Below are 19061 nucleotides of genomic sequence, written 5' to 3'. Positions count from 1 at the left end.
TTTTTATTCTGCAGGGTCGGGAATGCGGTTCGTTTTTCTCGAAGCGAATTTGCGTTTTATCCAGGCCCATAAGCGCGTCGCTTGATCTTTAATAACAGTCGGCATGGCCAACATGACGGGTGTCACGACCAGTGTCAGGATCGTCGCAAAACCCAGACCGCTGGCGACAACAAATGAAATCGGCGCCCAGATCTCTGACGTGCTGGAACCCTTGGTCGAAAACTCGCCCGTGAAAATATTGGCCTGCCAGCCGAGGATGAGCGGCATCAGACCCACAACTGTTGTCAGCGTCGTCAGGAAGACGGGCCGCAATCGCTGCGCGGCTGTCCGAACGGCGGCATCCACGGCATCAAAACCATGTTCACGCAGCCGCTGATAGGCGTCGATCAGGACGATATTATTATTCACAACAATCCCCGCCAGCGCGATGACCCCCGTCAGGGACAGGATCAGCGAGACATAGGGATAGAAGGCAAGGCCCAACAGGACGCCAAACACACTCATGATGACCGCCAAGAGGGTCAGGAAGACGTGATAAAAGCTATTAAATTGCAAGAGCAGGATAACACTCATCATGAAGAGAATGGCCAGGCCTGCGCCTTGGAAAAAAATGAGCGCATCCGCGTTCTCTTCCTGTTGGCCCAGAAATTTCGTCTGGACACCGGGCGGGAAATTGGCCTCTTCGGCTTTCCAACGCACGAGCTCTTCAACCTGAATCTGCGTCGCATAATCCTTGGCCGTATTCGCCTGCACGATGTAATAGGGCAGGAGGTCTTTGCGCTCAATCTTGTCTTGGCGGGGGCGCGCAATACGGGTTGTCACAGCTGAGAGCGGTAGTGCACCCTGTGGCGTTTGAATGCGCAAGCGGTCAAGCTCTGCCAGTGTCCGTGCTTCAGACGGATAGCGGATGCGGATATCGACTTCCTCATCAGCATCCAGCGGACGGTAGCGTCCGACCAATGCGCCTTCGGTTGCGAATTGCAGAGCCGAACCGATGCGTCCGACATTCAGGCCGAGCCGTCCGGCCTCTGACCGGTCAACGACGAATTCCCATTCAATCCCGGGGAGGGGAGTCGAGTCTTCAATATCAATGATCCCTTCCATAGAGGCCAGTTTCGCGCGCACGGCGGCTGTGGCAGCACGAAGGTCTTCCGGATTTTCACTGCTGATTTGCAGGCCGATATCTTTCCCAATAGGCGGTCCTTGGTCGACAGCGGTGACTTCCGTGATGACGCCCGGAATACCCGCAACAGCGGTTTCCAGATCGTTGAGAATGGCTTGCGTTCCGCGGCGTTCTGCGAAGGGCAGCAATTCTGTATAGATTTTGACAACCGTATCCGAGGGCACATTGGCCGGACCGCTTAACTGTCCACCGCCCGCGGCCCCGTCGCCTGTGACCGTGTAGACCGATTCAATGCCGTTAATATCGGCGATCCGGTTCTCCAGATCAGTCGCAATGCGGAGATATTGTTCCGGCGTCGTGTTTCCGCGTGATCGCGCGAGGACATAGAGCTGTTCACTGGGTGATTGGGTAAAGAACTCGACGGGTTTGGGCGGTGGCCCCGCCATTTGAGCGCCGAATATTTTTACAATTGCAAAGGCCAAGATGACCATGCCAATCATTACGAGGATCGGGAATTTCACTAAAACCTGAATCATGCGGACATAGACGCCAATGAACCCCGTAACTTGTGAGGGATCACCGTCTCCGGCGGAGAGCTTGGCGATATTATCGCTGGTCACTTTCTTAGGTCGGAACCCGATTTTTGCACCGAGCGTGGGAAGAAAGATCAGCGCCATGAGGGTCGAGGCCGAGAGCACATAGATCATGGTGCGCGGGAAATAGCTCATGAATTTCCCCGTCGTGGATTCCCAAAACAGCAGCGGCAAGAAGGCGGCCAAGGTCGTCGCGGTCGAGCTCATGATCGGCCAAAACATCCGTTCACCGGCCTGTTTAAAGGCTTCCAGACGGGGTTTGCCTTCTTCCATTTTGCGGTCGGCAAATTCGACAATCACAATGGCACTGTCGACTAAGACCCCCACAGAGAGGATGAGGCCGAACAGGATCATCATATTGATCGTCTCGCCCGCAATCAGAAAGCCGAAAAAGGCGATGAGGAAACTGGCGGGAATGGCCCACCCGACAAAGATAGCGGAGCGCCACCCCAGCGCGGCAATACAGACGATAAAGACGAGGACGACCGCATTAATGATGGAGGCCGACAATTCCGACATCATATCGCGAATATAAACAGATCGGGACTGGCTATAGGTGACATTAATCGTGGCGGGCCATTCGGGTTTGGCGATTTCGGCATCGACCAAATCTTCGACCATCTGGCTGGCCTCCAGAATATTGACGCCTTGTCTCTTGCTGATTTCCAGACTGACACTATTGCGTCCGTTAAACCGCGCCAGCGTCGTCGCGTCCTTATAACCGCGCCGAACATCCGCAATATCACCGAGCTTGAGAATAGACCCGTCCGCCCCGCGCCGCACGACGAGCTCGCTCATATCTTCCGGATTCTCGATCAGACCGGGAAGTTTGATATTAAATCGTCCGCTGCCCGTTTCCAACGCCCCCGCCGGAACGAGTGCATTATTTTGAGAGACGGCGGCGGCAATTTCATCAAATGTTACGCCAAGACTTTCCGTGCGGGCGGGATCTATAATTGCTTCCAGAACATCCGTCCGTTCACCACTAATATTGGCTTCTAGGATGAGGGGAATGGCTTCCACTTTGCGCTGCAATTCCTTGGCGCGCCGTTGTAATTCCCGTTCCGGCGCATCGCCCCATAGGTTGACTGTCAGGATGGGCAGCGCGGAGAAGCTGACCTCCTCGATGATCGGTTGTCTTGCGTCTTCCGGAAATTCGGCGCGGGCGCGGTCAACTTTTTCCAAAACGTCCGCCATGGCGACGTCTTTATCAACGCTGAGTTCAAATTCGAGTGTGACGATCGCCACATTATTGGCCGCAACGCCGCTGATTTCTTTCAGGCCCTCTATCGCTTTTAATTCAGTTTCCAGGGGCCGGACGAGCAGCCGTTCCGCATCTTCGGGCGACACACCGGGCAGCAGGACTTGAATATTGATAAAGGGCACGGGCACATCCGGTTCGGCGTCCATTGGCAGGCGGCTCATCGCGGCGAGGCCGCCTAACACGCAAAACAGCATTATGCCGATTGTCATCCGCCAATTGCGGACCGCAAAGCCGACAATCCCGGGCAGGCCGGGGGCGCTCTCTATATCAGATCGCTTGGCCGTTAAATCATCCGCGTCAATTGGAGTTGCGGACATATTGCTGTCAGAGTCCGGCACGGATTAATTCCCTGCTGATTGAGAAGACGGATTTCCGCCGGACCGCGCAACATTTTGTGTGCGACCATCATCATAGGTCTCGTCGGCGATGACCTGCTGACCCACGGCGACGAAATCCTGTCCCGTCGTAATCAGGCGTGCGCCGTCCGGAAGGCCCGTGACCCAAGCGCCATCTGCCTCTTCATCAATTGTGCGCGTTGGCGTGAACCGGACAATATCTGCCGCATCCACATAACGCAGACCAACATTCCCCGCATCATCCAGCGAGAGCACATTGGTCGGAACTTTCGATGCCAGTGTCAGACCTGATGTCAGGCGCACCGTCGCGGTGACACCTGCGCGTAATTCATAATCCGCATTTGGCACGTGCAATTCGGCGCGGAAGGTCCGCGTGGATGGATCGGCTTTGGCTTCGATAAAGGCGACTTCCCCCGTCACGGTTTCCCCCGTGGCGAGCGCGATTTCTGCGGATGTCCCGCGTTCCACGAGACCCAACTGGCCTTCCGTCAGTTCCACATCCACTTCCAGCGGGGAGAGATCGACGAGCAAGCCGCAGGACATCCCGGGCGAGAGATAATCTCCGACTTCCGCATCCTGCTGTTCCCAGACACCGTTAAAGGGCGCACGGATATTCACATTATCGGCTTCGATTTCGGCCTGTTTCAGCGCTGCTCTCGCGCCGTCCAATTGCGCTTCAAATGCGGTGACACGGGTTTGCGATTGATAGCCCTTATCCGCCAGCACGCGGGCGGCGTTCAGGTCGGTTTCCACAGAGCGCAGATTGGCCTTGGCCTGATCGACAAGGGCTTGCCGGGCATTCATGTCCTGACGGCAGAGGGTTTGCCCCTTTTTAACACGCGCGCCTTCAACAGCTCCAATCGCGGCGACGAGGCCGGGCGTTTCCGCCTTGACGGAAACTTCGCGGGCGGCGCGGGTCTGACCGTAAAGTTCCAGCACATTGGGATGTTCCTGCGCGGCGATCCGGCGGACCTGTACGGTCGGAATGGATTTCCGGGCTTCGACCTTGACCGTTGCAGGTGTGGAGACGGTCAGCGGAGTTTCCTCGCCAAGATTATTGACGAAAAACCAGACGGCGCCGAGGACGAGTAAACTGCCGGCGATAATATAGGACGTGTTGAATTTCATGGTCTATCTACGGTTTAGGAGGCGAAAGTGACTGCATGGCACCCGTTCACATCCGCACATGCGCTTTTGGGCGGGTCTTGCGCAACTTATAATGCCGCAAGGCTGCCCGTCATGAATGTATGTGCTCGAAAAATGAACCATATTCACCCCGGATTAGGCCGAAATCAGGCTTGAACTGCCCCGCCCCGTCAGTAGGGTGCAACGTTTAATATCGAGCTAAAACGGGGGTTTACCTTGAGCGATATTCTAGACCAGTTACAGGCCCGTCGTGATGAAGCGCGGATGGGCGGCGGACAACGCCGCATTGATGCGCAGCATGCCAAGGGCAAGCTGACCGCGCGGGAGCGCTTGGAACTCCTGCTCGACCCCGGTTCCTTCGAAGAATTCGACATGTTCGTCACCCATCGGTCCACCGATTTCGGGATGGAGAAGAACAAGATGGCGGGCGACGGCGTCGTCACGGGCTGGGGCACGATTAATGGCCGAAAGACTTTCGTCTTTGCGCAAGATTTCACTGTCTTTGGCGGGTCGCTGTCCGAGACCCACGCCAAGAAAATCAACAAGGTGCAGGAAATGGCCATGCGCCACGGTGCGCCGATTATTGGCTTGCAGGATTCCGGCGGGGCCCGCATTCAGGAAGGCGTCTCGGCGCTCGCGGGTTATTCCTCGGTCTTCCAAAATAATATTCTGGCCAGTGGGGTCGTGCCGCAGATTTCCGTGATTATGGGGCCGAGCGCGGGCGGGGCCGTCTATTCCCCCGCACTGACCGATTTTATCTTCATGGTCCGCGACAGTTCTTTCATGTTCCTGACGGGACCGGATGTCCTCAAGACCGTCACGAATGAAATTGTCACCTCCGAGGAATTGGGCGGGGCGAAAACCCATACGACGAAATCCTCGGTTGCCGACGGCGCATACGATAATGATATGCAGGCGCTGTCGGAAATTCGTCGCCTGTTCGATTTCCTGCCGCTGAATAATCGCAGCGGCGTGCCCGTGCGGACATTTTACGACAGCCATGACCGCGAAGATAAATCGCTGGATACGCTCGTGCCCGATAATCCGAACCTGCCCTATGATATGAAGGAACTGGTCGAGAAGCTCGCGGATGAAGGTGACTTTTTCGAAATTCAGGAAGACTTCGCCAAGAACATCCTGTGCGGCTTCATCCGCCTCGAAGGCCAAACCGTCGGCGTCGTCGCGAACCAGCCCATGGTGCTGGCCGGCTGTCTCGACAGTGATGCCTCGCGCAAGGCCGCGCGCTTTATCCGTTTCTGCGATTGTTTCGAAATCCCGATCCTCTCCCTCGTCGACGTTCCCGGCTTCCTGCCCGGGACAGACCAGGAATATGGCGGCGTCATCAAACACGGTGCGAAACTGCTCTATGCTTACGGCGAAGCGACAGTCCCGAAAGTCACCGTCATCACGCGCAAAGCCTATGGCGGCGCCTATTGCGTGATGAGCCCGAAACACTTGCGCAATGACATCAACTATGCCTGGCCCACCGCGCAAATCGCCGTGATGGGCGCAAAGGGCGCGGTGGAAATTCTACACCGGAAAGATTTGGACGATGCCGAAAAAACGGCGGAACATGTCGCGGATTATGAGGAGAAGTTTTTATCTCCGTTCAGGGCCGCAGAGCGCGGCTATATTGACGAGGTGATACAGCCGCGATCGACCCGCAAACGGATTTGTCGCGCGCTGGCGCTGGCGAAGGATAAAAAGCTAGAGAACCCTTGGAAGAAACATGGGAACTTGCCGCTTTAGCTATGACCAATAATGCTACCGAAATATCGATTGGAAAAGAGGGTTTTAGCTTCAAAACTGATAGTGAAGCAGGTGCAAGGCTGGCAAATGCTGCATTAGATTTTTTGAGCCCAATTACGGAGGGTGCAGGGTTCTTAGGAACAAAACTACGTGGCTTCAGAATGGAAGCTGCGTTGAATGCTCTGCTTAAAGCGAAAAAAATCTGTGACGAAAATAGCCTTTCAATAAACCCTATTCCTCCTAAATTTTTGTTACAGTGGGTAGAAGGGGCATCCCTAGAAGCAGATATAGAAGACAACCTATCAGAGTTATGGGCAAAATTATTGGTAGATGCTTCACAAAATAACCCTTCTCAAAATCTAATATTTATAGATATTTTGAAAAAACTATCTCGTTCTCACGTGGAGTATTTGCAATATTTATCTGGTAGCGGAGTCTACGATGACGCACCTTTTATCTTTCGCCCGTATGATGTTTCTAGAGCAATTAATGATGGTCGAGTTATACAGAATGCTATGGGTTCCATTCCTAGGGAGGAATGGGGTAAATATATTATCAGTGACAAGGATTTTTTGTCCTCTGCGCTCGAAGCTATTAAAGACTTTTTTGCAGAAGATGGCGTTGAATTTAGAGGCTTGCTTTCTAAGCAGTTGAAAACTCGCATAACTGATCCTGATTATTTTGATACAAAAATATATTCTATCGAGAAAGAAAAGTTTTTTTCAGATGAAGTTTTGGAAGGGCTAGAAGCTCTCGGCTTGATTAAGTTTATGGAAATTAATGAGCTTAGAGTTCACGATAGGCATAGCTTTTTTGTTGAGTATGTCCTTCTAACAAATTTCGGTGTTACCTTTATAAAGAGCTGTATGGCTGAGATTGAAAATGACCAATAAAATCAAAAAAATCCTAATCGCCAATCGTGGTGAAATTGCTTGTCGCGTTATTAAGACCGCGCGGCGCATGGGCATCTCCACCGTCGCGGTTTATTCCGATGCCGACAAAAACGCGCTCCATGTCGAGATGGCGGATGAGGCGGTTCATCTTGGGCCGCCGGCTGTCAATCAATCCTATCTCGTCATGGATAAAATCCTTGCCGCGATTGAGGCGACGGGCGCGGATGCTGTGCATCCCGGCTATGGGTTCCTGTCGGAAAATCCTGAATTTGCGAAATTGCTCAAGAAAAAGGGCGTCAGTTTTATCGGCCCGAACCCGCATGCGATTGTGTCCATGGGCGATAAGATTACGTCCAAAAAACTCGCCCAAGACGCGGGCGTGTCCTGCGTGCCGGGCCATATGGGATTGATTGAGGACGCCGAAGAAGCGGTCAAAATTTCAACCCAAATCGGCTATCCCGTCATGATCAAAGCGTCTGCCGGCGGCGGCGGCAAGGGCATGCGGATTGCGTGGAATGACGAGGAAGCCCGCGAGGGATTCCAGTCCTCCAAGAATGAAGCCAAAACCAGTTTCGGCGATGACCGTATCTTTATCGAAAAATTCGTCACCCAACCGCGCCATATCGAAATCCAAGTCCTCGGCGATAAACACGGCAACTGCATCTATCTCGGCGAGCGCGAATGTTCCATCCAGCGCCGCAACCAGAAAGTCATTGAGGAGGCGCCGTCGCCTTTCCTCGACGAAGCCACCCGCAAAGCCATGGGCGACGAAGCCGTCGCCCTCGCGAAAGCCGTGGATTACGACTCGGCGGGCACGGTCGAGTTCATCGTGGACGGGGACAAGAATTTCTACTTCCTCGAGATGAATACCCGCCTGCAGGTCGAACATCCCGTCACGGAATTAATTACGGGCGTCGATTTGGTCGAACAGATGATCCGCTCCGCACAGGGTGAAAAGCTCTCCATGACGCAGGACGATGTCGTGTTGAACGGCTGGGCGATTGAGAGCCGCATTTATGCCGAAGACCCCTACCGCAATTTCCTGCCTTCCATCGGTCGTCTGAAACGCTACCGCCCGCCCGCGGAACGGGTGACGGAGACGGGCGCGATCATTCGCAATGATACGGGCGTCTATGAGGGCGGCGAGATTTCCATGTTCTACGATCCGATGATCGCCAAGCTCTGCACCTGGGGCGAAGATCGCGGTGTCGCGCTGACTGCCATGAAAGAGGCGCTGGATAATTTCGAGTTGGACGGGATCGGGCATAATATTCCCTTCCTGCAGGCGGTCTATGACCATGACCGGTTCGAACGCGGCGATATCACGACGGCCTTTATCGCCGAGGAATATCCGGACGGCTTTATCGGCGCGCCGGAAAATTCCGGCCATACGCGAAAAATCGCGGCCATCTGTGCGCTGCTGCACGACATCCGCCAACACCGCGCGGCGCAGATTTCCGGCAGCCTGCCCAATCATGCGCGTCACATTCCAGATGAATGGTCCGTGGCTGTCAAATCCCCCACGGGAGAGGACCGTATCTATACCGCTGATATTAACGGCGAAACGGGCCTGCGTACGATTGTCATGAATGATGATAGCGACAAGGCCGCGCTGGAACTGGAAGTCGGGCTGAACTGGCGTCCGGGTGAGGAAACGGTCAAGGCCTTTGTCGACAGCAAGCCTTTTGTCATGAAGGCGCGGAAAATTCCCTGCGGCTTCCGCGTCTGGCATCGCGGCGTAACATTTGATGTACAGGTCCGAAACCCCCGCGCGGCGGAACTCGCGGTTCATATGCCGATCAAGGTCGCGGCGGACACATCTAACCTCCTGCTCTGTCCTATGCCGGGCGTCGTGGTGAGCATCCTCGTGGAAGAGGGGCAGGAAGTGCAGGACGGGCAGGCTCTGGCCGTTGTCGAAGCCATGAAGATGGAAAACACCCTCCGCGCCGAGAGTAAATGTGTTGTCTCGAAAATCAACGCAGCGGCGGGAGACAACCTTGCCGTGGATGAAGTGATTATGGAATTCTCGAAGGACGCGTAACGTCAATCCCACAGAATGCGGATGTGTATCCGCGTTTAAGTCAGTCTCACTCTGGACGTGAATTTTTTCCGATCCCTCACCTCTATTCCCGTTCACCCCAGCGAAAGCTGGGGTCCAGAGCTGAGTTCGTTTTCAGTGCGTAACGGGACGGAGGGCTCATTGACGCTCTGGACCCCAAATCAAGTTTGGGGTGGACGGAATATGGGGAGAGGTTGCGTACCCAATCCCCGTTTAAGAACAATCGTATCCCCGCTTTTGCGCCCCGCGCTATGTTTCATCTGTTCCGATGAGATGGACAGACAATCGATCGTGGTTTGTTGCTCATGGGACGGCGGGACTGAGCAATTGACTATCGAGCCCAATCTGTGCCGGGTCTTTCATGGCGAGCGTTGACCGCCGGGCCTCGAACGAAAGTTCCTCTCACGGGAGGACTAGGCGGAGGCGCGACTGCGGGACCCGGTGCATTTCGCGAACGCGAATTGCACGGACCGTTATGTCTACAACCGTCGCCGCGTGGCCTAGCCTCTGCAAAATAAAATAAAACTCTCGGTACTCCGGCAGGGGTGCCGGCCACGCGGGCGGTCCATCCTCCCCAAACTGAACACTCCGGCAGACCCCGCGACGGGCTGCGAGCGCTTCAGCTTGCCTGACTGTCAGACATGCCCCCGAAAGATAATCCCCACAAAAAGCTGAATCATTTCAGGCGGAACGGTTGACTTGTCCTTCATTACGATTGCGCAAAAATCTTGACAGATTTGTTAAGGTTTGATAAAGATTTTTTTATGCCAATAAAACGGACATGCCTAAAACCGCCTGATCCCAAGAGTTTAGATTCATAATTTTTACCATGTCTGTCCGTTCGCTTTGCGCGTCCCGGACATTTTCGGCTAACCCACGCAGACAGAACCTATAAAGGACGCCATGCTTTACCTTGATAATCGCCCCCTTAATCCCACCCGCCGCGCCGCTGCCAATGGTCCCGACAGGTTTTTTCAATGGCGCGGCTTTTTTGACGACACCTCTGACCTCGATGATATTGTGCAAGTCGTGGAGAAGGAATTCGAGACACAGGGTGAGTCCGACCATATTGACCGCTATTTCCTGCTGCCGGGTCGCTCTAACACCATCACAACGCTCTGCGATAATGAAACATTGGAAGTCCACACCATGGTGTCGACAGACGGTCCGATTGAAAAGTGGGAACGCTCGGTCAAAACGACCTTTCCAATGAAGCGGACCACGGCGTCCATCATCGGCACCTATGTTCCGAAATTCCGCGGATCCTGCTCCTCAGTTGCCAGTGCGGAGACACTGACAGACGCGCTGTCCAAGAAGTCCCGCTATTACGAGGCAAAAGTTGCCCGTCGCCACTTTGAACGTAACGGTGTCACGGCGGAAGTCGAAACTGTTGACGTTGCGGGTAAGTCCAAAATTTCCATCGTCCTGCGCGGCGATTGCCCGAATAAGGTCAAGAGCGAAGTCGACTCCCTCGGGCTTCAAGCGGGAGAGAACACGCATTTCGGGGCCTATCTGAACGATCTTTAGGTCAACCGGCTTAAATCTAACCACGATTACATTTAAAACGCGGCCTGCATCTTGCACGGTCGCGTTTTATGTTTTTGAATACAAAATCAATGACGGTTCCCGCCCCACAACTTCAAGATAAGACCGAGACAGGCTTGCCGCCTCTGCCGGCCGATGTCGCGCCGTTTATCCCGCCGTGGTGGATGCGCCATCATATGGTGCAGACCATTCTCGCCAGTCTGAAATTCCGCAAACGCGGACCAAACCCGATGGTGGACGCGGCTGAAGACCGGATCCTCACTTGCGAAGATGGCGTCCGGTTAAAGGGCAGCTATTCCCGTCATCCGGATAATAAAGCGCTCGTGATTTTCCTTCATGGCTGGGAAGGGTCGCAGGACAGCGTCTATGTCATGAGTGGCGGAAAACGCGTCTTTGAACGCGGGGCGTCCGTATTTCGTCTGAATTATCGCGACCACGGCGAAAGCCATCATTTGAATGAAGGCCTATTCTACTCAACACTGTTTAATGAGGTTTTCTATGCCGTGAAACAGGCGGCGAAACTGGCCGACGGTGCGCCTGTCTATATCGTGGGCTTTTCACTCGGCGGGAATTTTGCGCTCCGCATTGCGCGGTCCCTACGTGATCTGTCTATCAGTAATTTGAAGCATATCTTCGCGATCAGTCCCGTCGTGGACCCATGGGGGGCTGCGCCACTGGTGGATAAAAACCGTCTCTTCCAACGCTATTTCATGAAGAAATGGACGCGGTCCATGCGGCTCAAGCAAAAGCATTTCCCGCATCTCTATGACTTCTCGGATGTCCTTAAAGAGCGCTCTGTCCTCGGCATGACGCAGAAATTACTGCCCGCCTATTCCGAATATCAAACCATGGAAGCCTATTTTAATGCCTATCGCGTTGACCCGCATGATCTCGCCTATTGTCCCGTGCCGGTTTCTCTCATCACGGCGGCAGATGACGGGATGATTCCGGTCAGTGACGTGATGAGCCTGACGCTCAATGATAATGCCAAACGCATCGTCCATGCGCATGGCGGCCATAATGGATTCTTCCAATCACTATTCGGGCCGACATGGTATGATGATTATATTCAACAGGTTATGGAGCAAACCGCATGACAACTTTTTTACTGATCATTGGAGGGCTTATTGTGGTTTTCATTGGACTCGGCCTGTTGAGCCAAAAGGGCGAAGCCCCCGGGTTGATTGAGGGAAAGCTGAAGGAGCCCGGCAGCAAGCCGAACGTCGTTTGCTCAGAGGCGGGTGTCCAACCGGAACGTTTTGTTGACCCGTTGAATGCCGCCTTAAATGACGTCGCGGACGTGATTGAACAAATCGGTGGAACAATAACCTCACGCTCAGAAACCTATCTCTCCGCCACATTCATGAGCCGGATATTTAAATATGTCGATGATGTCGAAATACGGCAGGACGGAGATATCTGCCATATTCGCTCGGGCAGTCGTGTCGGGCATTCCGATATGGGGGCAAATAAAAAACGCGTGGAACAGATCCGCCGCATACTGCAATCGGAAGGTGTTGCGAACACGTAAGAAGAAGACCAGCGCGTAAAGTTATGACACTTTCAGAAAGGCCACCATGCCCGAACAACATTTAAAACCCAAAAAAGTTGACCATGCGCGGATGAAAGAACTCGTCCGTGAAATGCTCATTGCTCTGGGCGAAAACCCTGACCGTGAGGGTTTGCTGGAAACACCTCGCCGGATTGCAAATTTCTGGCGAGATTTTATCGAATATGATGCCGGTAAATTAGACACAACTTTCGCGTCTGTTCGTCATAACCAAATGGTGGCCGTGACGGGCATGCGCGTTTGGTCCATGTGCGAACATCATATGTTACCGTTCTGGTGTGATGTCTCGGTTGCCTATATCGCCGAAGATAAAGTTCTCGGCCTCTCCAAATTCGCGCGTATCGCGCATAAGAACGCCCATGCCTTGTCTTTACAGGAAAAACTCGTCGCCGATATCTCTGATGATTTGAAAAATTATCTGGAAACAGAAAATATCGCGGTCATGGCAAAGGGCGAACATCTTTGTATGACGATGCGCGGTATTCGGACGCCCCACCGCATGATTTCCTCCGCCCTCAATGGTCAGTTCCTGCAGCCGGAGACGCGTGCAGAATTCATGCAACTCGTCAATGCGAGCGATTCTGTCTCCCGCTAGCGCAAACTCATGTAAAAAATTACACTGCTGAAAATTGCAGCTAAACCGTATTGAATCTTGACGTTTAAAGCGTTTGGGTCCCAATGTGATGCATGGTTTTGCAAAGATTTTACATAGCTTTCTTCGCTCTGAGTCTGACGGCTTGCGGTGGGGGTGGCGGTTCATCAACACCCACAATAGCTGTTGCAGGCCCTGCGCCGACACCACCTCCCGCTGCGACGCAACCCACGCTTTCGTTTAAGGATACGACGCCGACGGGACTGGGTTTTGGAATCGTTTTTCCGTCCGATTACACAGAAATGCCCTCACAATTCGCAGGCGGCGCGGCGACCGGCGATATTGACGGCGATGGTGATCTGGACCTGATTATTCCGCGCGGTCCGGGCAATGGCGGCGTCGGTGTTTTCTGGAATAATAGCGGTAATTTTCCGGACGTTACCGGTACGGCAAACATCCGCGTCAATACGATGGTGTCCGGCCCGACCTTGGCAGATATGGACGAGGATGGGGATTTGGATATCTTCCTCGGGGGGCTAAATGATGAGCCGTCTTTTCTCTTTGAAAATGATGGATCGGGTGTGTTCACAGATGTCACCGCCACATCGGGCTTTGCTGATATGACGTCAAAAAATACGATTTCCGCCGCCTTTGGTGACATTGATGGCGACGGGGACTTGGATATGGCGATGGCGCATTGGGGCACCACGCGTCTGGCGACGGATCCAGGAGAGACGGAAACACTCTGGCGGAATGAGAGCGGTTCGAGCGGTATTCGCTTTGTACCGATTGGCGAAAGCTCAGGCATTTCGGCAGCCTTGAATGTGAGTTCGGCTTCAGGTGTTCTCGGTCCCGATCATGATTACGGCTTTGCACCGAATTTCTCTGATTTCGACAATGATGGAGATTTAGACCTGCTCTATGTCTCTGATTTTCTAACAACCCAAGTCTTTCGGAATGACGGCAATAATCAATTCACGGACATAACCGACACGTCCCAGATCACGGATCGGAACGGGATGGGGGCCAGTGTTGGGGATGTTGACAATGACGGTGATCTGGATTGGTTCGTCACTTCAATTGACGGCAACCGCCTCTATCTCTCTGACCGCGGGGCGTTCGTGAATGACAGCGCCGCCGCAGGTATAGAACAGGGCGGTTGGGGCTGGGGCGCTTGTCTCGCCGATTTTGACGCGGATGGTTGGCTCGATATTTATCATACGAATGGCTGGATCAATAATGCGGGCGGTAACCCGCAATTACCTTATACCGAGGACCGGTCCCGTTTTTTTCGAAATAATCAGGATGGGACGTTTGGAGAAATGTCCGAGGAAGTTGGCTTGGACGATGCCGATCAGGGACGCGGTGTTATCTGCGCAGATTTTGACGGCGATCAGGATATCGATATTCTGCAATCCCTGTCAGATGAAACACGTGGCGTGCGGCTTTGGGTGAACGAGACGGAAGGGCTGAACGCGCTCACAGTAGATGTCGCCACAGTCGGGGCGCGGGTTTCTGTCACGGCGGCGGGCCAAACGCAGATGCGCGAGGTCCGGATTGGCAGTAACTTTACCGCACATGACCCCTTGCGCCAGACCTTTGGCCTGGGCGATGTGACAACCGGCGATGTAACTGTCACGTTTCCGGATGGCCGCATTGAAACCCGCAACGGCGTCGCTGCGGGTCAAATAATCACGATCAATTAATTATCGGCTATAGAGACGATATTCCCACGGTCCAAGAGTCATACGAGTGTATGTTGCAATCTCGACAAAGCGCTCATTGGGAAATTGTGTGTAACGTCCTTGGGGTAATTCATCTGTGAAACTGACAGATTGTTCAGCGTCCGATAGATTGAAAATACCCAAGACAGTATTGTCCCCAGTCTCGCGGATGAAGCTAAAGACCGCTTGCGAATTGTCATTTCTAATTTCGGTCATAGGCGTTCCCCAAGACCCGTTCCAGAGCACAGGGTTATCCGTTTTGAACTGCGCAAAGTCTTTGAAGAGTTGATTGAGGGGGCTGTTCAAATTCCAATTAATTTCGTCCTTTTCGAAAAACTTCAGCCGTTTATCATTCGCACCCTCTTGTCCGTTATAAATCAGCGGAAGACCTTGGCCGGTAAAAGAGAGGGCTATGGCGGCTTCATAGGCATCGCCATAAATCTCGAAAGGTGTGCCGTCCCATGTGTTCTGGTCATGGTTGGAGGTGTAAGTCATGCGCATAGCCTCTACGGGCCAATCGCTTTGATAGGTCTTATAGTAAGCCGCAATATCCGTCGCGTCCGCTTTATCATTGACGAGATCCTGAAAGGCTTCCTTCCATTTCCAGGCATAGGTGGCATCGAAAGCCTGCTCATGCAGTTCCGGCTCTTCCCATTCGGCCAACATGAATACGGGTTTGATTGCATCCAGTTTCGGTCGCACCGCATTCCAGAAATCGGTCGGCACCATGCCCGCCACATCGCAGCGATAGCCATCAATGCCGACATCCCGCACCCAATAGAGCAGGGACTCCGTCATGTAGTCTCGCAAACCCGCTTTCGAATAATCCAGATCGGCCACATCCAGCCAGTCCGTATCGGGCGGGTGTTGCATCTCTCCAGCGTCGTTGCGCGTGTACCAATCTGGATGTTCCGTGATGAGATGATTATCCCACGCCGTATGATTGGCGACCCAGTCGATGATGACTTTCATCCCCATGTCTTGCGCGGTTTGGACAAGGGTTTTGAAATCTTCCAACGTGCCGAGTTCGGGATTGACGGCCTGAAAATCTTTCACCGCATAGGGGCTGCCCATGGGACCCTTTCGCTTGGCTTCCCCGATCGGATGGATGGGCATGAGCCAGAGAATGTCGACGCCGAGCTCTTTGATGCGGGGCAGGTCCTTGCGCACCGCGTCAAATGTTCCGGCTTCGGAATATTGACGCGTATTGATCTGATAAATCACCGCATCTTTTGACCAGTCGGGATTTTGAACTTGGACGGCCGGTTTGGGTGCTGGCGTTTTGGATTCAGACGGTGCTTCTGCGCAGGCTGAAAGAACAAGTGCGGTGCCCGCTAACAAACTTATGAATTTCATCTCTGCTCTCCACCTTCAACATTTTCACCCGCCAAAAGAAACATGAGCGGGACATGGACGCGGTTGCGCCATGCGCGTTCCGAATGGTCATGGCCTTCGAATTTCCGCGTCGTCCAATTATCGCCGCGCGCATATCCGGCGGCTTCAACAGCGATGTCCATCTTGTCCTGATAGGGTTCATAATTGTGGTCGAGCGTTTTTGTGCCGAAATCGAAATAGAGGCGATGCGTTTTTGGATCAGGCAGATTATCGGCAAAGTAATTGACGAGAACACCGTCGCCCGGTGGGAAATGCGTGGACACCATCGCGGCGCCGCCGAAGACATCCGGATACTCACTGATCGCATAAAGCGAGATCAGGCCACCCATGGAGGAACCCATGATAAAGGTCGTGTCGCGCTCTGGTAAAGTTCGAAAAGTGCTGTCTATCTCGGTTTTAACCTCCTCAATTAGAAACGAAAGATAATTATCCGCATTCAGTTCATCCGGATCGAAGAGGCCGAAATCCTGACGAAAGGCTTCGGCATAGTCCAGCCCTGCGCCTTGCGGGAAATAGTCGATGTTTCTCGTACTCTCATCGCTGTGAACACCGACGACTATGACGTCTAATTCCAATGCTGTCATAGCTTCATCAATGCCCCAATCCCAACCTGCATATTTCGACTGTTCAGGGTCGAATAGGTTCTGCCCGTCATGCATATAGAGAACGGGATAATGCTTGTCCGGCGCGCTCTCATAAGAAGGCGGTAGCCAGATTTCGACCTCTCGGTCCGTTACGAGATCGGACGAAAAACTCAGCCGCCTGACCTCGCCCGTGATGCCGCGATAATCTCCCGCGACAGAATCAGCATCGACTTCAGTTCTATAGGACCAATCGATTTCTGCGTCTTGCGCCTGTGGCGCACAGCTTGTTCCTAGAAATGCGATTGAGAGGACAAGAGCCCTATTCATTGTCTAGTTTTAGGAATCGAATGGCTGCACCGCCTGAACGGCCCAAAGACAATTCCATCTTATCCGCGGATGACACCGTTCGATTTTCAATCACGATATCATATGGGTCAGATTCGTAATCTGCCTCCGCACCATCGCGGTAGATTTGCGCTTCATAGTCGCCGTCACCGAGGAAGCTGAGGTCAATCGAGACATCCCGTGCAGTAGCATCGGTCAGTGCCGCAAGATACCAGTCCTCGCTATTCCGGTCCCTGCGCGCAATCACGGCAAAATCTCCGACCTCACCATCCAGCGCAAGAGACTCTTCCCAATCCGTTGGCACATCCAGAATGAATTGAAAGGCGTCAGGCCGGGCTTCATAATTCCGTTCCAAATCCATCACCATCTGGATCGGGGAATAAAGCGCGACATAGAGGGAGAGCTCCTTGGCCAGTGTATGCTCAATGCGGGATGCGGGACTGTTGCGGAGAAGGTCTTCCCCGACGGGTTCCATCTCGTTCGGGCGGAGGTTGAACGCGCCTGCCGTGTAATCCATCGGTCCCGAGAGCATACGCGTATAGATCAGGTCAAGCGCATGGTCCGGCCCGTTGGGCGGCACACCCCAGGCGTTGAATTCCTGCCCCCGCGCGCCCTCACGGCTGACCCAATTGGGATAGGTCCGGCGCAGGCCGGTATCTTTGACGGGCTCATGCGCATTAATCGCGATCTGTCGCTTGGCGGCTTCTTTGACGACTTTTAAATGGTGATCGACCAGCGCTTGACTGTCGTGATATTCGTAATGGGCGACGCCGTTTTCATCGACGCGTTTGATGTTGCCTGCATCGGCGACATAGCCGGTCTTGATCGCGCGGACGCCGGAGGATTCCATCAGGTCGAGCGCATCCGCCAATTGATTTTCATAATTTGTGATATTGCCGGATGTTTCGTGATGACCAATCAGACGTGTGCCCTTGTCCCGCGCATATTGGGCGAGGGCAGGCATGTCGTAATCGTCATAGGTTTCGGTGAAGGAAAACACGTCGCCATTATTAAACCAGTCGCCGTCCCAGCCCGTATTCCAACCCTCGACCAAGACGCCGTTAAAGCCGTATTTCGCGGCAAAATCGATCTTGGCTTTCGTCGCTTCCGTTGTGGCCGCATGGCGGTTCGGGGCGGGGGTGTTGCCCCATGTGCCTTCGCGAATGTGCTGTTCCCACCAAATACCCGCATATTTTCCGGGTTCGACCCAACTGACATCGCCGAGTTTATTTGGCTCATTCAGGTTCAGGATAAGATCGGAATTGACCAGACCCGCCGCATCATCTGAAATTTGAATGGTCCGCCACGGCGTGAGGATATCGCCGTCCAGCCGGACCTTCACGCCGTCACTGCGTGGCGAGAGATCGGCCTCCAAAACACCTTCGCGGTTTTGTTCCAGGCTCATGGCTGAGTAATTGACGAGGGCGGCCTCATGAATCGAGAGATGGACACTGCTCTCCTTCTCGAACGTCGCAGGCGTATGGACGAGCTGCAACTGCCCGACGGGCTTTTCCGCATAGAGATATTCATAGCGGTTATACATGCGGGCCGGGATGGTCCAGCTATTGGTCTCGGGCCCGATATTGAATTCGGTCAATTCGTCAATGACGGCGACATCGCCGGAATTTGGAACACGGTAACGAAAGCCGAGACCGTCATCGAACATCTTGATGTCGATAAATCCGCGACGACCCGTATCAATCCGTTCCACCTCAACCGTCAGGGCTTTGTGCGTATCCCGAACGACACGGCGTTCACCCCAAGGCTGCTCCCATGTGCTGTCAGTCTCAGAGCGGGACTCGCCCACAATTTTCAGATTCGCGTCCAGCGAATGTTCGCCGAGAAAGCGCAGACCGAGGCGAGAGGAACCGACAATCTCTTCGCCATTGCGCGACACCGTATAACGCAATTGCCCGCCTTCATCGCTCAGGCTGAAACTGTCCCGGCCATCAGGGGAGGCGACGTCGAGCGTTGTTGCCATGTCCGGCGCGAGGACATCTGCCGTGCCGGAACTGGATGCCGTTTGAGCGGTGGATTGCGCGGTGCAGGCGGATAGGACCAGCATGGACGCGGTGGCAAGAGCGACGTGAAAGCGCATGGCGGAATTCCCCTTTGTTCTTTGT

General features: G+C 53.8%; 13 protein-coding genes. 8 read left to right on the top strand and 5 right to left on the bottom strand.

Annotated elements, in window-relative coordinates:
• Positions 1-3: 3 nt before the first annotated feature.
• Together ACP9M6_RS01245 and ACP9M6_RS01240 are read right to left on the bottom strand one after the other, a co-directional pair.
• Complete coding sequence (locus tag ACP9M6_RS01245; protein WP_427452729.1) at positions 4-3318, bottom strand: efflux RND transporter permease subunit; 3315 nt, start codon at positions 3316-3318, stop codon at positions 4-6.
• A 3-nt stretch (positions 3319-3321) separates the two neighbouring features.
• Positions 3322-4464: an efflux RND transporter periplasmic adaptor subunit gene (locus ACP9M6_RS01240; RefSeq protein WP_427452727.1), complete on the bottom strand. Its 1143-nt coding sequence runs from the start codon at positions 4462-4464 to the stop codon at positions 3322-3324.
• Positions 4465-4698: 234 nt separating this feature from the next.
• Between ACP9M6_RS01240 and ACP9M6_RS01235 the strand changes: the two genes are divergently transcribed.
• From ACP9M6_RS01235 to ACP9M6_RS01200, 8 genes are all read left to right on the top strand, one after another.
• Positions 4699-6231 (top strand): acyl-CoA carboxylase subunit beta, encoded by a 1533-nt coding sequence (locus tag ACP9M6_RS01235; protein ID WP_427452725.1) that lies wholly within the window; start codon positions 4699-4701, stop codon positions 6229-6231.
• A complete protein-coding gene (locus ACP9M6_RS01230; RefSeq protein ID WP_427452723.1) occupies positions 6201-7124 on the top strand; it encodes an Abi-alpha family protein in 924 nt (307 codons plus the stop codon). The genes ACP9M6_RS01235 and ACP9M6_RS01230 overlap by 31 nt, the downstream gene beginning before the upstream one ends.
• Positions 7114-9165 carry an acetyl-CoA carboxylase biotin carboxylase subunit gene (locus tag ACP9M6_RS01225; RefSeq protein ID WP_427452721.1) on the top strand — a complete coding sequence of 684 codons (2052 nt, stop codon included), beginning with the start codon at positions 7114-7116 and terminating at the stop codon, positions 9163-9165. The genes ACP9M6_RS01230 and ACP9M6_RS01225 overlap by 11 nt, the downstream gene beginning before the upstream one ends.
• Positions 9166-10086: 921 nt before the next feature.
• Complete coding sequence (locus tag ACP9M6_RS01220; protein ID WP_427452720.1) at positions 10087-10710, top strand: hypothetical protein; 624 nt, start codon at positions 10087-10089, stop codon at positions 10708-10710.
• Between the two features lie 89 nt (positions 10711-10799).
• Positions 10800-11825 carry a YheT family hydrolase gene (locus tag ACP9M6_RS01215; protein WP_427452718.1) on the top strand — a complete coding sequence of 342 codons (1026 nt, stop codon included), beginning with the start codon at positions 10800-10802 and terminating at the stop codon, positions 11823-11825.
• Complete coding sequence (locus tag ACP9M6_RS01210) at positions 11822-12259, top strand: DUF1499 domain-containing protein (protein WP_427452717.1); 438 nt, start codon at positions 11822-11824, stop codon at positions 12257-12259. Before ACP9M6_RS01215 ends, ACP9M6_RS01210 begins: the two co-directional genes overlap by 4 nt.
• 46 nt (positions 12260-12305) lie before the next feature.
• Positions 12306-12893: a GTP cyclohydrolase I gene (folE, locus tag ACP9M6_RS01205; RefSeq protein WP_427452715.1), complete on the top strand. Its 588-nt coding sequence runs from the start codon at positions 12306-12308 to the stop codon at positions 12891-12893.
• Positions 12894-12985: 92 nt separating this feature from the next.
• The gene (locus tag ACP9M6_RS01200) at positions 12986-14596 is read left to right on the top strand and encodes a CRTAC1 family protein (protein ID WP_427452713.1); all 1611 of its coding nucleotides are present in this window, start codon (positions 12986-12988) and stop codon (positions 14594-14596) included.
• On the opposite strand, the gene ACP9M6_RS01195 is transcribed toward ACP9M6_RS01200, so the two are convergent.
• The 3 genes from ACP9M6_RS01195 to ACP9M6_RS01185 are packed head-to-tail and all read right to left on the bottom strand — an operon-like array spanning position 14597 to position 19036.
• Complete coding sequence (locus ACP9M6_RS01195; protein ID WP_427452711.1) at positions 14597-15970, bottom strand: alpha-amylase family glycosyl hydrolase; 1374 nt, start codon at positions 15968-15970, stop codon at positions 14597-14599.
• A complete protein-coding gene (locus ACP9M6_RS01190; protein ID WP_427452710.1) occupies positions 15967-16920 on the bottom strand; it encodes an alpha/beta hydrolase in 954 nt (317 codons plus the stop codon). The genes ACP9M6_RS01195 and ACP9M6_RS01190 overlap by 4 nt, the downstream gene beginning before the upstream one ends.
• The gene (locus ACP9M6_RS01185; RefSeq protein WP_427452708.1) at positions 16913-19036 is read right to left on the bottom strand and encodes a glycoside hydrolase family 97 protein; all 2124 of its coding nucleotides are present in this window, start codon (positions 19034-19036) and stop codon (positions 16913-16915) included. Before ACP9M6_RS01185 ends, ACP9M6_RS01190 begins: the two co-directional genes overlap by 8 nt.
• Positions 19037-19061: the final 25 nt, after the last annotated feature.

The organism is Litorimonas sp. WD9-15 (genome assembly GCF_050271975.1).
In the GTDB taxonomy this organism is placed as follows: domain Bacteria; phylum Pseudomonadota; class Alphaproteobacteria; order Caulobacterales; family Maricaulaceae; genus Litorimonas.
Note: the sequence above shows the minus strand (reverse complement) of the source record. Positions and strands in the feature narration are given on the sequence as shown.

Bases quoted from the DNA above. Each gene is read 5' to 3' on its own strand.
- ACP9M6_RS01195 (WP_427452711.1), bottom strand. From the start codon at position 15,970: ATGAAATTCATAAGTTTGTTAGCGGGCACCGCACTTGTTCTTTCAGCC.
- ACP9M6_RS01210 (WP_427452717.1), top strand. From the start codon at position 11,822: ATGACAACTTTTTTACTGATCATTGGAGGGCTTATTGTGGTTTTCATT.
- ACP9M6_RS01215 (WP_427452718.1), top strand. From the start codon at position 10,800: ATGACGGTTCCCGCCCCACAACTTCAAGATAAGACCGAGACAGGCTTG.
- ACP9M6_RS01185 (WP_427452708.1), bottom strand. From the start codon at position 19,036: ATGCGCTTTCACGTCGCTCTTGCCACCGCGTCCATGCTGGTCCTATCC.
- ACP9M6_RS01240 (WP_427452727.1), bottom strand. From the start codon at position 4,464: ATGAAATTCAACACGTCCTATATTATCGCCGGCAGTTTACTCGTCCTC.
- ACP9M6_RS01200 (WP_427452713.1), top strand. From the start codon at position 12,986: ATGGTTTTGCAAAGATTTTACATAGCTTTCTTCGCTCTGAGTCTGACG.
- ACP9M6_RS01220 (WP_427452720.1), top strand. From the start codon at position 10,087: ATGCTTTACCTTGATAATCGCCCCCTTAATCCCACCCGCCGCGCCGCT.
- folE (WP_427452715.1), top strand. From the start codon at position 12,306: ATGCCCGAACAACATTTAAAACCCAAAAAAGTTGACCATGCGCGGATG.
- ACP9M6_RS01225 (WP_427452721.1), top strand. From the start codon at position 7,114: ATGACCAATAAAATCAAAAAAATCCTAATCGCCAATCGTGGTGAAATT.
- ACP9M6_RS01190 (WP_427452710.1), bottom strand. From the start codon at position 16,920: ATGAATAGGGCTCTTGTCCTCTCAATCGCATTTCTAGGAACAAGCTGT.